At 65.1% G+C, this 14056-nt stretch carries 15 protein-coding genes; 10 read left to right on the top strand and 5 right to left on the bottom strand.

The window, feature by feature from the left end:
- Positions 1 to 24: 24 nt before the first annotated feature.
- Both B9Y82_RS09780 and B9Y82_RS09775 read right to left on the bottom strand, forming a co-directional pair.
- Complete coding sequence (locus tag B9Y82_RS09780) at positions 25 to 393, bottom strand: hypothetical protein (RefSeq protein WP_238381582.1); 369 nt, start codon at positions 391 to 393, stop codon at positions 25 to 27.
- 70 nt (positions 394 to 463) lie between these two features.
- Complete coding sequence (locus tag B9Y82_RS09775; RefSeq protein ID WP_100472864.1) at positions 464 to 658, bottom strand: hypothetical protein; 195 nt, start codon at positions 656 to 658, stop codon at positions 464 to 466.
- A gap of 290 nt (positions 659 to 948) precedes the next feature.
- On the opposite strand from B9Y82_RS09775, the gene B9Y82_RS09770 reads away from it, so the two are divergent.
- Positions 949 to 1242: a hypothetical protein gene (locus B9Y82_RS09770; protein ID WP_100472861.1), complete on the top strand. Its 294-nt coding sequence runs from the start codon at positions 949 to 951 to the stop codon at positions 1240 to 1242.
- Between the two features lie 43 nt (positions 1243 to 1285).
- On the opposite strand, the gene B9Y82_RS09765 is transcribed toward B9Y82_RS09770, so the two are convergent.
- Positions 1286 to 2104 carry an alpha/beta fold hydrolase gene (locus B9Y82_RS09765; protein WP_100472858.1) on the bottom strand — a complete coding sequence of 273 codons (819 nt, stop codon included), beginning with the start codon at positions 2102 to 2104 and terminating at the stop codon, positions 1286 to 1288.
- 354 nt (positions 2105 to 2458) lie between these two features.
- On the opposite strand from B9Y82_RS09765, the gene B9Y82_RS09760 reads away from it, so the two are divergent.
- The 3 genes from B9Y82_RS09760 (at position 2459) to B9Y82_RS09755 (ending at position 8131) form a co-directional block, all read left to right on the top strand.
- Positions 2459 to 7213 carry an RHS repeat-associated core domain-containing protein gene (locus tag B9Y82_RS09760; protein WP_238381581.1) on the top strand — a complete coding sequence of 1585 codons (4755 nt, stop codon included), beginning with the start codon at positions 2459 to 2461 and terminating at the stop codon, positions 7211 to 7213.
- Positions 7210 to 7587, top strand: a complete 378-nt coding sequence (locus B9Y82_RS20615; protein ID WP_157804622.1) for a hypothetical protein — start codon at positions 7210 to 7212, stop codon at positions 7585 to 7587. Before B9Y82_RS09760 ends, B9Y82_RS20615 begins: the two co-directional genes overlap by 4 nt.
- A gap of 208 nt (positions 7588 to 7795) precedes the next feature.
- Positions 7796 to 8131, top strand: coding sequence for a DUF6984 family protein (locus B9Y82_RS09755; protein ID WP_100472855.1), 336 nt, complete (start codon positions 7796 to 7798; stop codon positions 8129 to 8131).
- Positions 8132 to 8176: 45 nt separating this feature from the next.
- Here B9Y82_RS09755 and B9Y82_RS09750 read toward each other — a convergent pair whose 3' ends face one another.
- Positions 8177 to 8551, bottom strand: a complete 375-nt coding sequence (locus B9Y82_RS09750; protein WP_100472852.1) for a hypothetical protein — start codon at positions 8549 to 8551, stop codon at positions 8177 to 8179.
- Positions 8552 to 9118: 567 nt separating this feature from the next.
- Between B9Y82_RS09750 and B9Y82_RS09745 the strand changes: the two genes are divergently transcribed.
- Positions 9119 to 9448 (top strand): hypothetical protein, encoded by a 330-nt coding sequence (locus B9Y82_RS09745; protein ID WP_005416862.1) that lies wholly within the window; start codon positions 9119 to 9121, stop codon positions 9446 to 9448.
- Here the strand turns inward: B9Y82_RS09745 and B9Y82_RS09740 are convergent.
- Complete coding sequence (locus tag B9Y82_RS09740) at positions 9442 to 9846, bottom strand: ribonucleotide reductase subunit alpha (protein ID WP_100472849.1); 405 nt, start codon at positions 9844 to 9846, stop codon at positions 9442 to 9444. The two genes, B9Y82_RS09745 and B9Y82_RS09740, sit on opposite strands and share 7 nt — an antisense overlap.
- 194 nt (positions 9847 to 10040) lie before the next feature.
- Here B9Y82_RS09740 and moaA point away from each other — a divergent pair, with 194 nt between their 5' ends.
- The 5 genes from moaA to B9Y82_RS09715 are packed head-to-tail and all read left to right on the top strand — an operon-like array spanning position 10041 to position 14042.
- Positions 10041 to 11021, top strand: coding sequence for a GTP 3',8-cyclase MoaA (moaA, locus tag B9Y82_RS09735; RefSeq protein ID WP_075677992.1), 981 nt, complete (start codon positions 10041 to 10043; stop codon positions 11019 to 11021).
- Between the two features lie 8 nt (positions 11022 to 11029).
- Entirely contained in the window at positions 11030 to 12025 is a 996-nt protein-coding gene (gene moaCB / locus B9Y82_RS09730; RefSeq protein WP_100472846.1) for a bifunctional molybdenum cofactor biosynthesis protein MoaC/MoaB, read from the top strand.
- Positions 12025 to 13278 carry a molybdopterin molybdotransferase MoeA gene (locus B9Y82_RS09725; protein ID WP_100472843.1) on the top strand — a complete coding sequence of 418 codons (1254 nt, stop codon included), beginning with the start codon at positions 12025 to 12027 and terminating at the stop codon, positions 13276 to 13278. The genes moaCB and B9Y82_RS09725 overlap by 1 nt, the downstream gene beginning before the upstream one ends.
- A complete protein-coding gene (locus B9Y82_RS09720) occupies positions 13278 to 13538 on the top strand; it encodes a MoaD/ThiS family protein (protein ID WP_100472841.1) in 261 nt (86 codons plus the stop codon). Before B9Y82_RS09725 ends, B9Y82_RS09720 begins: the two co-directional genes overlap by 1 nt.
- 3 nt (positions 13539 to 13541) lie before the next feature.
- On the top strand, positions 13542 to 14042 hold the full coding sequence (locus tag B9Y82_RS09715; protein WP_100472840.1) for a molybdenum cofactor biosynthesis protein MoaE: 501 nt from the start codon (positions 13542 to 13544) through the stop codon (positions 14040 to 14042).
- Positions 14043 to 14056: the final 14 nt, after the last annotated feature.

Raw genomic sequence — 14056 nt, 5'->3', positions numbered from 1 at the left:
GGGAAGAATGGCTGCGCAAGCGCATCAGCGCGGGTACGCCCGCCAGAAAAGCACGCGGTCTTCGTTTCTGTTCACCGCGACGAAAACTGATTTTCCGGATTCGGGCGTGCAGCGAAAGACCCTGTATGACTCGTTGAGCGTCCCCTCACCCGGCCACCAGGATCGATCGAACGCAACAGGATCGCTGTCGCCGGACGCGGTCGCTTGGCAATCGGCAGGCAACTTCAGCAGCACAACACGGGGCTTGGTGAACGCCAGCGCGCTGGTGTTTGAGTCGAGGTCGTGCACCTCGCGCAGGTCGGTCGCCTCGTGGGGCACCCAGCCGGGAATCCATCCCTTGTTCACCATGTCGGAGTCGATGGCCTGCTGCAGGGTGTCGAACGAACTGTCCATCACCAGGCCGCAGGCGCATAGCGCGCTACAGACTGTCACGACGATGGTGCGCCTGGCTATTCCGGCGGGGCTAGTCATCGTCGTCCTCTTCTCCAGAAAGCAGCCTACCCAGTTCTTCCGGTGGCAAGCGCTTGAACCGCTCTTCCAGTTTCCGATCGTACGGCCGGTCGTTGGGTTCGGTATGCCGCTGCGCCTTGCGCGCGTACTGCTGCATGAACAGGCCGATCTCCTGCGCGATCCTGTCCTTCCGTCTTTTGCCTGCCATCGACGGGCGTCCCTGTGTTCATCCTGAATCATCGGTCGGCGCACGCTAGCACGGATGCCGGGCGCCGCAACAGGCCGGTTTGACGTTGAATAGGGTCTGCGCGGATGATGCGCGGGCGCGTGCTTCAGCCGCTATGCCAGCAGGGGATCCAGTGGTCGCTGTGCGCAGCGATGGTGGTATGAGAACCGGTTGGGCCTGGATACCGAGGCCTGGTCGGTGGAGCTGGATGCTTCCGATCGCGTGCTCGCAACGTCGCGCTGGACATCACCCTAGAAGACCGCGACGAGCGCATGCGCATCCATCGACCTTTCATCTTCATCGCAAGCCTGGCCCTGATGGCGTTGTGCGGGCTGATGGGCGTACTGGTGCTCATCCATGGCTTCAACGAGCAGGGCCTGCGCTGCGGCAGGCTGTGCTCACTGCAGATCTCCATCCGCCTGCTCTTTGGTGATCGCGGATTCGAAATGCTGGTGGCGATGGGGCTCTTTGCCGCGGCGCTGATGCTCGGGCATATCGCACTGCGGGAGGGCCTGCATGCCGGGCAGCCGCGGAGGCAGGTGCGACGTCGGGGGCGCAGGCGCTGACGGCCAGGGCGGTCGCGGTCATGAAGTGCGTTGTCGCAGGGCGCTAGGGCTGGTCCACAACATTTCTGATGGCGGCCACCACCGCAGCAGGATCCTCGCGCTGGAGCGTGTGCCCGGTTGCCAGGTAGCGGTGCGAGCCGCGCGTGAACCCCGAGAAGAGCAGGGCGTGCTGGGCCTTCCAGAGCTCCTTGCCCGCTGCGGTTTCTTCGAAGAACAGCGGTTCGGCAGCCAGCTGGGTTGCAGTCAGCAGCGCCACCGGCACGTCCGGCATTGAGCGCGGGGTTTCCGCCCCGGGTGCATCCAGTTGTTCGGTCAGCACGGCATAGTCGGTGGCCATGGTCGGCGGCAGCATTGCCCGCAGCTGGGCATCGTCTGCCTGCACGCGGGCACTGTCGGCATGCTTGAACGCATGGCGCTGCCCCATCGTGGCCGGGTCCACCAGCACCAGGCCCTGCAGGCGCTCCGGATGGCGGCGTGCAAACTCCGTGGCCAGCAGGCCGCCATAGGAATGACCCACCAGCACAACGCGGCGACCGGGAGCGAGCGTATCGATCACGGCCGTGAGGTCGGCCAGATGCGCATCGATGCGCTTGGGGTGACCGTCGCTGCCGGACTTGCCGAGTCCTGCACGGGCGTAGGTGATGCTGTGGTACTCGCGCCCGAGACCCGCAACCACCTCCTTCCAGGCGCCCGCGCCCTGCCCGAAACCGGATTCAAAGACCACGGTGATCTGGCCGGCGCCGGTCTCTTCGGCCTGCAGTGCGTAGGCGCCCCGATCCACCTGGATTTCCCCTGCGTGGGCGGTGCCTGCAGCGGCCATCACCGCGGCCAGCACCCACAACGTCACTCGGCTGCTTTTCATTGCCATTCCCCTGGGCCGTGACGCGTGCCAGCCCTTCCGATGGGTCAGGTCTGTAGCGGAGCGCCGCAGCCTGCCGACCTCGCGACAGGTCGTACTGGTAATGTAGTGAGGTATAACACTGACTCCCTGTGCAGGAAGTCATGGGGACAGGACGCAGCCCGCTGAATGGCTATGGATGCTTGAATCTGTGATCGATTCCGCGTCTCCACACTTGTATGTGAAAGCGTCCTCAACGATAAAGGCGGCATGTGGCACTGCCGCATTCCGGACCAGGGACGATCCGAAGCATGACGCGGGAGCACCCCGCGTTCTCGTTCCCGCCGGCGCTGTGTTCGTCCAGGAAGGAGAACAGGGATGTTGGAACGACTGAAGAGTTTCTCGCGTGCCGCGCTGACCGTTGTTGCCGTCGGCTGCTTCGCTCCTGCAGTGGCACAGGCGCAGGAAAGCAAGATCACCTGGCGTATTTCGCAGCCCGGCGGCGATGCGACGCAATACAAGACCCAACAGGCTGCGGTGGCCGCCATCAAGAACCTGCCGGCGCCCAGCCCGTTCCCGCCGGAGTTCCAGTTCGGCTGGCAGTCTGTCGACAAGATCAAGTCGAAAGTCGTGGACTTGAACGGAAACACGTCGATTACCTACTGGATGGGGAAGGCGCAGCCCTCCGACCCGGACTGGTCCTACATCGGGCGTGACATATTCCCGACGGAAGAGGCGATGGTGGCCGATTTTCTTGCGGACCAACAAGCCAGCAATCCCGTGTGCCCCGGGGCGGCGGTCACTCCGTCTGGCGATTGGTTTGCGGCTTCGCCCGATCAGGAAGGTGTCATCGAGTCACGCTACTACGATCTGACTTCAATGGCTGGCAACAATACGGCTGAATCGCCCTGCACCCCGTATACCGGGACGGTTGCGGTCGCGCGTACCCGGCGCTTGAACTGCCCGATTCCGCTCACTCAGTGGTCCAACAAGCACAACGCCTGCGTCAACGAGGACTTCGTTGCGACCATCACCTCGAAGTCGCAGAAGTGCGACAAGGACGGCGGCAACGGTAACTGCCCCATGTCCCGCAACGATACAGCTGCGAACATGAGTCCGATTCCCGACAATGACCCGGCCTCCAACGGCGGTACCTGCGACGGCAATGTCGGCAACCCATGTGATGTTAAAACGGGCGAGAAGTATGAGATTGCGCCGGACTTCGATCTGGGCTGGATCGCACTGACGCGTTTCTATCACTCCGGCATTTCCACGTCCTCCGGTGGCTTCGGTTATGGCTGGACCCATTCGCTGGGCGCCCACCTGGCGCTGGATGGCGTTGACAGCGTTGGCATCATTGAAAGCACCGGCTTCCAGCGGGCGTTCAAGAAGATCGGCCAAGCCTACGAGGCGGATGACGATAGCGGGGATCGTCTGGTCCAGAACGGCAACTGGACACTGTACTCGGCGGGCTCCATCTCGACCTTCGGCGCAGACGGGCGTCTTGCCGCCAAGCGCTTCCCGGATGGTACGTCGCTGACCTATATCTACGATGACAGCGACCGCCTGGCGGCCGTCACCCACAGCAGTGGCCGCACGCTGGAGTTCGTCTACCAGTCCAACGACTACGAGGCGCTGATCAGCTCGGTCCTGGTCGAAGGCATTGCGCTCGCCACCTATACCTACACGCCGCAGAACCAGGTCGCCACGGTGACCTATGCGGGTGGTGGTGTGCGGACATATCACTACGAGAACCAGGACTTCCCCCAGCACCTGACCGGCATCACCGCTGAGGACGGTCGCCGCTACAGCACCTTTACCTATGACTCCATCGGTCGTGTGATCTCCAGTCAGCATGCCGGCGGTGCCGATGGCGTGACACTGGCCTACAGCCCCAATGGTGGTGCGGTGGTGACCGACGCGCTGGGGCGGCAGACCGACTACACCCTGACACCCGGCGGCGACACCGCGCCGTCGCGCAAGGTGACCGGCCTGACGGATTCGCAGGGAACCGTCAGCCGAACCTACTACGACCGGAGTGTCGACTTCCGCCGGCGTCTGGATACCTACACCGATCGCCGCGGCATCCAGACCAAGCACACCTATGCGCAGGGCACCGACCCGGTGAGTGGTCGTGCCGTCAGCATCCATACCGTGACCGAAGCGGTCGGCCTGCCCGAACAGCGGGTGGTGACCACCGCGCGCGACGTCGAAACCAATGCGGTACTGACCACCCAGATCGGTAGCCGCGAAGTGCGTACGGCCTTCAATGCCCGACGCCAGCCGACGGCCAGCACGGTGACCGACACCGCGTCCGGTCAGACGCGCATCACCAGCTACACCTACTGCGAAGCTGCGGACGTGGCTGCGGCAGGGAGCTGCCCTGTGGAAGGGCTGCTGAAGAGCGTGGATGGTCCGCGCACGGATGTGGTTGATGCCGTTACCTACGCCTACTACCCGGCAGATGATGCGGGATGCGCGGCCAATGGCGCCTGCAGCTATCGCAAGGGCGACCTGCGCAGCGTGACCAATGCGCTGGGCCAGACGGTCGAGACCTTGGCCTACGACGTGTTCGGGCGGCCGTTGTCGGTCAAGGACGCCAACGGCGTGGTCACCGATTACACGTACCATGCGCGCGGCTGGCCAACCTCGGTCACCGTACGCGGCGCGACCACTGCCGAGGATCGGGTCACCCAGCTGAGCTATTGGCCGACGGGCCAGGTGCAGAAGATCACCGAGCCGGATGGCAGCAGCGTTTCCTACGTCTACGATGCTGCGCTGCGCTTGACAGACATCGAGGACAACGCAGGCAACACGATTCACTACACGCTGGACAATGCTGGTAACCGCCTCAAGGAAGACACGCTGAATACTGGCGGCACCCTGCGTCGCACCCTGGCACGGACGTTCAACACGCTCGGCCAGCTGACTGCACTGAAGGACGCAGGCAATCACGCTACCGGCTTTGCCTACGATGCCAACGGCAACCCGCAGACGGTGACCGACGCCCTGCAGCGCGTGACCAGCCAGCAGTACGACCCGCTGAACCGCCTGGCCCAGACCCTGCAGGACGTGGGCGGCGTGGCGGCGGAGATCCGCAGCCAGTACAACGCGCTGGACCAGGTCACCCAGGTCACCGACCCGAAGGGCCTGCACACCACCTACGCCTACAACGGGTTCGGCGATCTGACCGGACAGGCCAGCCCGGACAGTGGCGCCAGCAGCTTCACTGTGGATGCGGCCGGCAATCGCAAGACCGTCACCGATGCGCGCGGCGTCACCGCCACCTACCACTACGATGCACTCAACCGCCTGATCGGCGTCGCCTATCCGGATCCCAATCTGGACGTGGGCTACAACTACGACGTGGCGCCAGCAGCCTGCGCCGCCGACGAGCGCTTTGCCAAGGGGCGCCTGGGGCAGGTGCTGCATGCAAATGGCAGCACCCAGTACTGCCATGACCGCTTCGGCCAGGTCACCCGCAAGGTGCAGACCGTCAATGGTGTGGCCAGCACACTGCGCTATGCCTACAGCAAGTCGGGTCGCCTGACCGCGTTGACCTACCCCGACGGCAGCGTGGCCGACTACGTGCGTGATATCCAGGGCCGCATCAGCCAGATCGGCCTGACCCGGCCCGGCCAGGCGCGCCAGATCGTGGTGAACAACGTGACCTATGCAGCCTTCGGTCCGGCGACCGGCTGGACCTACGGCAATGGCCGCCAGCTGCAGCGTCCGTTGGACCTGGACTATCGACCGCAAGCGGTGCACGACCCGGCCGCGGGCGGCCTGTCGCTGGGCTACGGCTATGATCCGGTCGGTTCGATCACCGAGCTGAAGAACGGCACAGGCTCGACGGTGCTGGCCAAGTACGCTTACGACACGCTGGGCCGCCTGACCCAGACCCAGGACGGTACGACCGGCACGCCGATCGAAACCTATGCCTACGACGCCACCGGCAATCGCACTTCGCTGACTACCTCGGCAGGCACCGCCAGCTACACCTATCCCGCAACCAGCCACCGGCTGACCGCAGTGGATGGCGAAGCGCGCAACCATGACGCGGTGGGCAACACCACCAGCATCGGCGGCAAGACGTTCACCTACAGCGATGCCAACCGCATGAACGCGGTGAAGCAGGGCAATTCCGTACTGGAAAGCTACGCCTACAACCATCGCGGCGAGCGCATGCTGCGCAGCCCGGCCGGTGGCGCTGCACAGATCACCTTGTATGACGAGGCGGGGCAGTGGCTGGGCAACTACTCGGCCACAGGCCAGGCGCAGCAGCAGGCCATCTGGCTGGACAACTATCCGGTAGCGCTGATCAATGTGCCGGCTACCGGCGTGCCTGAACTGGCCTACGTGCAGCCGGATCATCTGGGCACGCCGCGCGTGGTGATCGATCCGGTACGGAATGTCTCGATCTGGGAGTGGAGCAACAAGAGCGAGGTGTTCGGCAACCAGATTCCGAGTGCAGACCCGGACGGCGATGGTGTGGCGTTCGAGCTGGCGCTGCGCTTCCCGGGCCAGCAGGCGACGGATGCGAGTGGGTTGTTCTACAACTACCAGCGCGAGTACGACCCGGCGGTGGGGCGGTATTCTCAGAGTGATCCGATTGGGTTGATGGGCGGTGTGAGCACTTACGCGTATGCGCGTGGGTACCCAGTAGCCGCACTTGATCCGCTGGGACTTGATACGCTGGTCATCGACTCCGGAGCGGTTGATGGCAATCCTTTTGGCCACATAGCCATAGCTACATCAAGCGGAGGCGTGTTCAGCTACGGTACTGTCCATCCCTACGGAGGGAGTACCTACGAATACTTGAAGTCCCAAGTGAAAGATAGATTTGTTCAGATTGTTAGACTTCGTACTACGCCCCAGCAAGAGGCTGCGATCGCAGCAGAGATGAGGAAGCATAATCCGGGCAACTATTCTGTTATTTCCAATAACTGCGCAACAGCAGTGGACAGTTCTTTGGAGGCTGCCGGAGTGGCTATATCGAGCGGCCATATCCATCCGGGATTTGTCTATGCACACGCGTTGGCTAGTCCATTGCGAATCGGCACTTCCCTCATTCTTCGGGGTGGCGAGATCCCCCCGGAACTTCAGAACTTCGACGGAAAGAATGGGCCGTGAAATTCATTTATATATTAATATTTGCGATTCTCGTGGGCGTCGCGATCTGGTTCTTTAGGGGGCTTTCCAGAGGGGAGCTCGCAGATAAACCTGTTTATGCCTCTCTACAAGCGGCGGAGCTGCAATTCAGAGGCAAGCCGGGACCGGGCCTGATTTATGACGAGACTGGGGGGCATCTGCTGGCCGGATTTTCAGTGGGACCACAAAAAAGAGTGTGGGTTGCACTAAACTCCAGGAAGCATAATGGAGATCTTCTGACGGTTCCCGAGCATGGGGAGGCTAAGATTCCTTGCGGGCTTGTCGATCAGCTGGCATCGTCCAATATCGGCGATTCTGACGTGAAGACTGCTTTGGCAGTTTCATGCATAAAGTGATGTGGTCCGACGCTTCTGCCAAGGGGCGCCTCGGGCAAGTGCCGCACTCCAAAGGCAGCACCCAGGACTGCCCTGACCGCTTCGACCGGTCACCTGCAGTGTTTCCGTCTCGAAACCAGCTTGACTGGAAGCGTCATTCTCATCTACGCCAGGACATGGCGGATCGAGCATCTGCCGATGGCGGGTGCAGTGCCCTGAAGGACATCCCGTGCCCAGATTCCTCACCCCCGACGAGGTTTCTCTCATCCACAGGCTGCTGCCTGAGACGACCGAGCTGTCCGAACGGTTGTTGAAGGATCTGGCGCTCGCTCAGGTGGAGGATGTGGGTGTCGTCGGATTCGAGGGCGTGGTGTTCCTGTCCAGCACGACCCAGCTCTTCGGTAGTGACATTGCTACGGCCATGCTTGCCGATGCCGATGGCGTGCCGGTGAGAGTCACCCTGTGCCTGGATAATCACGATCAGCTCTTCGAGCTGGAACTGTGCAAGGTGGACTTCTCGCCGATCATCGGCGTCGATCTGAGAAGCGCTTTCAGGGAGCATTGACGCCTGTTGAAAGCGTTCCTCGCTGAAGGCCGTTGCGCCTGGCGTTCACCCGTCGGGCTGCAACCGCCCCACCGCCTGCGCGCACAACGACTGGCAGGCCATGACCAACCCCTCCATCACCCGGTCGCCCACGTACTCTTCCGGTTCGCCGTTCTGGCGGGTGCGCTCCGCCGCCAGCAGCAGTTCCAGCACCACCCGCAATCCACTCAACGCGCAATCGGCGTCGGCCAGGGCCAGGCAGCGGCCGGGCAGTTGATGGCGCTCCGGCCAGGGTTGGCCATCGGCCGCCGCACCGACGCCGATGCGATGGAGGTTGGCAATGAAGGTGTTCCTGTCCACTGCGGGCGCAGCCTGTGGCGGACCGTCCTCGTGGGCAGTGCTGCGGTAGGCGTGCAGATGCGGGAAGTCCGATTCGTTCATGGCAAGGCTCCGTGGAGGGCAATCGGTAGCCGCCACCCGAAAGGTGGCGGGCGGTACGTGGTTCGAATCCGGGTTGGCTTCAAGCCGGCGGGCGCGAACGCCCCCAACGCACCGCCCGCCATAGCCGGCAGACGGATTGCCAGCCGGCGCCACGCATGGTGACGCCGGCTGGCAAGCGCACTTACTCAAAGCCAACACGGGATTCGAAGCCCGGCCACCCTTTTCCGGTGGCACGCCATCTGAGTCCCTGGCGCTGTGCAATGCCAATCAGAAGAGTTGCAAACATCGCTCGATTGGAGACGCTTTCGGCATTCTCCCACGCTGTTAAGCACTGCCAGCGCGGGCTGGCGCGGTGATCCGCCCGCACCGTGCAATCTGCGACAGGTGTCGAGGTTGGGCGAGGAAAGGAAGCGGGTGGGGAGGGGCGATGGCGACAGGCTCCGCGCGAGGCTGAGTCGAGCCTGGCCGGGCCCCAGCAGCGCCAAAGCGTGACGTGCGACTCGGGTTGACGTTCCCAGCCACCAAGCGCAGGCTGGTCCGGCACGTTTCCTAACCAGAAGGAGACTTATGACCGCGACCGCTTCGCTGCACCCAACCCCCGACACCCAAGGCCGTTCCCGCCTCTGGAGTGTGTTCTGGCTGCAGGGCGTCATTCCCAGCAACATTCTGTGGGCGGTAGCCCTCTGGGCCCTGGCCAACCAGCGCACCACGCTGCTGCTGGGGGTATTTGCCGTGCTGCTGCTCTATACCGGCTGGATCATCCCGGCGGTATGGCGGGCGGCGCCCACCGCGCACAACCCCAACCTGGGCGTAGCCGCGCGTGGGCTGACCGTCGCCTGGGGGCTGAACACCGTGCTGGTGATCTTCTTCCTGACCCTGCAGCTGGTGGCTCAATAGAACTGAACGGGCTCGCCGCCACGGTCGAAGGCGGCGAAGCGGCCGATCTGACCGTCATGGATGGCGTTGACCATCAGCTTCAGCGGGCGCGCGGCTTCGTCGCTGTTGGGGGCGAAACCGGCGCGGCCGTCCAGCGCCGCCACGAAGACCAGGTCCCAGTCGATGCCGGTGGTGGTCGATTCGGCCGCCAGCGCCTGGAAGCTGGGCACCTCGGCCGGCAGCTTGTCCACGCACAGCACCGGCGAGAGGGTGCCGCCCTCGCGACGGTCATGCCGGTCGCGCTGGTCGCTGGTGGGCGATTCGGGCAGCTCGGCGCGCACGAATACGAACAGCAAGCGTTGCGGTTCAGCCTGCTGGCCTGCGGCGTGCAGCAGCTGCTGGAAATCGTTCATCATCATGAGGGTTGTCACACGCCCGCTGCACGGAAAGCCGCATGCTGCCACAACGCCTGCCGCGCGGGGCCGAAGACGATTGATTTAAGTCATGCCCATGGAACTGACTGCCGCGTACTCTGGCAATCGTTCCAGCAGACGAGGGTTTCCGGGCCGTTCCGGGCACAGGCAAGACGGTGGAGCAACAAGGTGGACCAGCCATGAGCCAACTCACCGACGGTTTCGGACGCAGCTTTCCGTACCTGCGCCTGTCGTTGACCGAAGCCTGCAACTTCCGTTGCAGTTACTGCCTGCCCGACGGTTACCAGGCCGATGGCCGCCCGCGCTTCCTGCAGGTGGATGAAATCGCGCGCCTGGTGCGTGCGTTTGCCGCGCTGGGCATGAGCAAGATCCGCCTGACCGGTGGCGAGCCCAGCCTGCGCAAGGACCTGGACGAGATCATCGCCACCGTGGCGGCAGTGCCGGGCATCCGCAAGGTGGCCATCACCACCAACGGCACCCTGCTGCCGCGGCGCCTGCCGGGCTGGCACCGCGCCGGCCTGACTGCGCTGAACGTGAGCATGGACAGCCTGCAGCGCGAACGCTTCAGGACCATCACCGGGCATGACCGCCTGCCGGAGATCGAACAGGGCCTGGCCTTGGCACAGGCGTTGGGCCTGCCGGCGATCAAGCTCAACGCGGTGCTGCTGCGCGGCCTGAACGACGACGAGTTGCCGCAGTGGATGGACTACCTGCGCGACCGTCCCTTCAGCGTGCGCTTCATCGAACTGATGCGCACCGGCGACAACGAAGCCTATTTCCAGCGCCACCACCTGCGCGCCGACCTGGTGATCGAGCAGCTGCTGGCCGCCGGCTGGCACGAGCGTCCGCGCGCGGCCGATGCCGGCCCAGCGCGGGAGTTCGGCCACCCTGACCATCGCGGCAGCATCGGCATCATCGCCCCGTATTCGCGTGACTTCTGCAAGGGCTGCAACCGCCTGCGGGTAACCGCCAAGGGCGATCTTCGGCTGTGCCTGTTCGGCGAGTTCGGCGTACCGCTGCGCCCGCTGCTGCAGAGCGACGACGACCACGACGCGCTGCTGGCACGCATCACCACACAGCTTGGCCTGAAAGCGGCCGGGCATGGACTGCACCAGGGCCAGACCGGGCTGACCCCGCACCTGGCCTCCATCGGAGGATGAGCAACACGATGAGTGGGGAATTGAATGCGGCCTTCCACATGGCCGATGTCCGCGACAAGCGCATCACCCGCCGCCGTGCGGTGGCGGTGGGCGAGCTGCATGCCGGCCCGGTGGCCTACCCGCTGATCGTCGAGCGCCGCCTGCCCAAGGGCGATGCGCTGGTGATGGCCGAAATTGCCGGCCTGCAGGGCGCCAAGATGGCCTCGATGCTGATGCCGCTGTGCCACCCGCTGCCGCTGGAACTGGTGCAGGTGTTCTGCGCGCCGGTGCCGGAACGGCAGGCGATCCGCGTGTGGTGCGAGTGCGCGAGCGAAGCGCGCACCGGCGTGGAGATGGAGGCGCTGGCTGGCGTCAACGCGGCGCTGCTGACCCTGTACGACCTGAGCAAGCCGGTGGAACCGGCCCTGCGCATCGAAGGCATCCGCCTGCTGTTCAAGGAAGGCGGCAAGCGCGGTGTATGGCTGCACCCGGACGGCATGGACGATGCCGAGCGCGCGCGCTTCAAGCCGCGTGCGCCGAAGGGCCTGGCGGGCGCGGCCTGTGCGGTGATCACGCTGAGCGATCGCGCCAGCGAGGGCACCTATGAAGATGTGTCTGGCCCGACCCTGGTGAGCGGCGTGAAGAAGCTGGGCGGTGAGGTCGTGGCCGCGGAGGTGTTGCCCGATGGCATCGAGCCATTGGCGGGCCGCCTGCAGGCGTTGGCCGCCGATGGCGTGCGCCTGTGCCTGTGCACCGGCGGTACCGGGCTGGGCCCGCGTGACCTGACCCCGGAGGCGCTGCGTTCCTTGAACGCACGGCCGGTGCATGGCCTGGCGCAGATGGTGCGGGCACTGAGCGCACAGCACACGCCGATGGCCTGGCTGAGCCGCGCCGAAGTGGTGCAGCTGGGCAATATGCTGGTGTTCGCAATGCCCGGCAGCCCGAAGGCGGCGGCGCAGTGCCTGGACATCCTGGCGCCGGTACTGGGCCACGCCCTGGCGATGGTCGATGGTGGTGGCCACTGATGATTGCCTACAGCGAAGCCCTGCAGCACCTGCTGGACGCGGCCACGCCGCTGCCGGCCGAGCACCTGCCGTTGCATGCGGCTGCAGGCCGTACCCTGGCCAGTGACGTCATCAGTGGGCAGTCGCTGCCGCCGTTCGACAATTCGGCGATGGACGGCTTCGCGCTGCGCGCCAACGGCGCGACGTTCGAAGCTGGTACCGAATTCGCGGTGCAGGGCTGGCAGGCGGCCGGCGATGCCGGTGCCGAAGGCGGCGAGGGTGCCTGGGAAATCATGACCGGCGCGCGCATGCCGGTTGGGCTGGATACGGTGGTGCCGGTCGAGAACGTGGAGGTCCTCGCCAGCGAAGATGGACGCCCGACCCGCATCGCCCTGAAGGGCACGGTGAAGCCGGGCCAGAACGTGCGGCTGCGCGGCCAGGATGTGAGCGATGGCGAGCGCGTGCTGCAGGCTGGGCAGGTACTGGACATCAACGCGCGCACCCTGCTGCATGCCATCGGCGAGGGCGAGGTGGCGGTGGTGGCGCGGCCGAAGGCGGCGGTGATCGCCACCGGCAAGGAGCTGGTGACCGAGGCGGCGCAGACGCTGGAATCCGGCCAGATCCGTGACAGCAACCGACCGTACCTGGTCGGCCGCCTGCAGGCCGCCGGTGCCGAGGTGGTCTGGCAGGGCACGGTGGGTGATGACGTGGCCGCGTTCAATGCGGTGCTGGATGACGCGCTGGCTGCCGGCGCGCAGCTGCTGATCAGCACGGGCGCGGTGTCGGCCGGCCGCTACGATTTCGTTCCCGATGCGCTGCGTGGTCGTGGCGCTCGCATCGTGTTCCACAAGGTGGCAATCCGCCCGGGCAAGCCGCTGTTGTTCGCGGTGCTGCCCAATGGCGCGCTGTATTTCGGTCTGCCCGGCAACCCGGTCTCGGCCGCCGTGGGCCAGCGCTTCTTCGTGGAGCCGGTGCTGCGCCGCCTGCTGGGGCTGGCACCGGAACCCGTGTTGCAGCTGCCGCTGCAGGCCGACGTGCGCACGCCGCCGGGCCTGCGCTTCCATGCGCGGGCGCGAGTGGAAGTGGACGGTCAGGGGCGCCTGAGTGCGCGCGTGCTGTCCGGGCAGGAGTCATTCCGTTTGATGTCCATGCTGCAGGCCAACGCCTGGGTGGTGCTGGAGGCCGAGGGCGACCTGGCCACCGCTGGCACGCCGGTGCGGGTACAGGGCTGGGGTCACCATGACCCGGTGCAGCTGGCGAGCCAGGAGTCATGATGAAACAGGTGAATCTGCAGTTGTTCGGTGCGTTTTCCGATCTGGATGCCAGCCGCGAGATCGCGATGGAGGTGGCCGGTGGCACCGTGGCCGACCTGCGCCAGGCGCTGCGCGAGCTGCTGCCCGTGCGTTGGCCGGACTTCCGTGCCGGCCTGCTGGATTATTCGGCGTTCGCCGACCAGCAACGCGTGCTGCGTGACCACGAGGCGCTGCCCGACGATGGCCGGGTGGCGATCCTGCCGCCGGTAAGCGGGGGCTGAGCGATGAGCGAGAAGATCATCGCCAAGGTGGTGGACCGCGCGCAGGCAGCGATCGATCCGGCCGAGGGCATCGCGGCGGTGTCTGATGCGGGTTTCGGTGGCATCGATGTGTTCATCGGCAAGGTGCGCGACGTCAACATCGGCCGGCCGGTGACCGGGATCACCTACGATCTGTTCGAACCGTTGGTGTTGAACGAGTTCAAGCGACTGGCGGCGGAGGTCGAGGCCACGTTCGGGCCGAAGCTGAAGCTGTACGTGGCGCACGCCAGGGGCCGGCTCGGCATTGGCGATGTGGCGGTGGTGGTGGCCGCAGGCAGCCCGCACCGTGACGAGGCGTTCCGTGCCTGCCGGCAGTTGATCGAGGTGGTGAAGCACCAGTGCCCGATCTGGAAGCAGGAACATTACGAGGACGGCGACAGCGAGTGGAGCGAGGGCTGCAGCCTGTGCCACGCGGACAACGAACCCGCACACGGCCATGACCACGCGCACGATCACCGGAATTGATGCCGCCGCAGCCA

It is taken from the genome of Stenotrophomonas maltophilia, assembly GCF_002799155.1.
Lineage (GTDB): Bacteria > Pseudomonadota > Gammaproteobacteria > Xanthomonadales > Xanthomonadaceae > Stenotrophomonas > Stenotrophomonas maltophilia_R.
The sequence above is the reverse complement of the archived record's forward strand: the minus strand, read 5'-3'. Positions and strand labels throughout refer to the sequence as shown.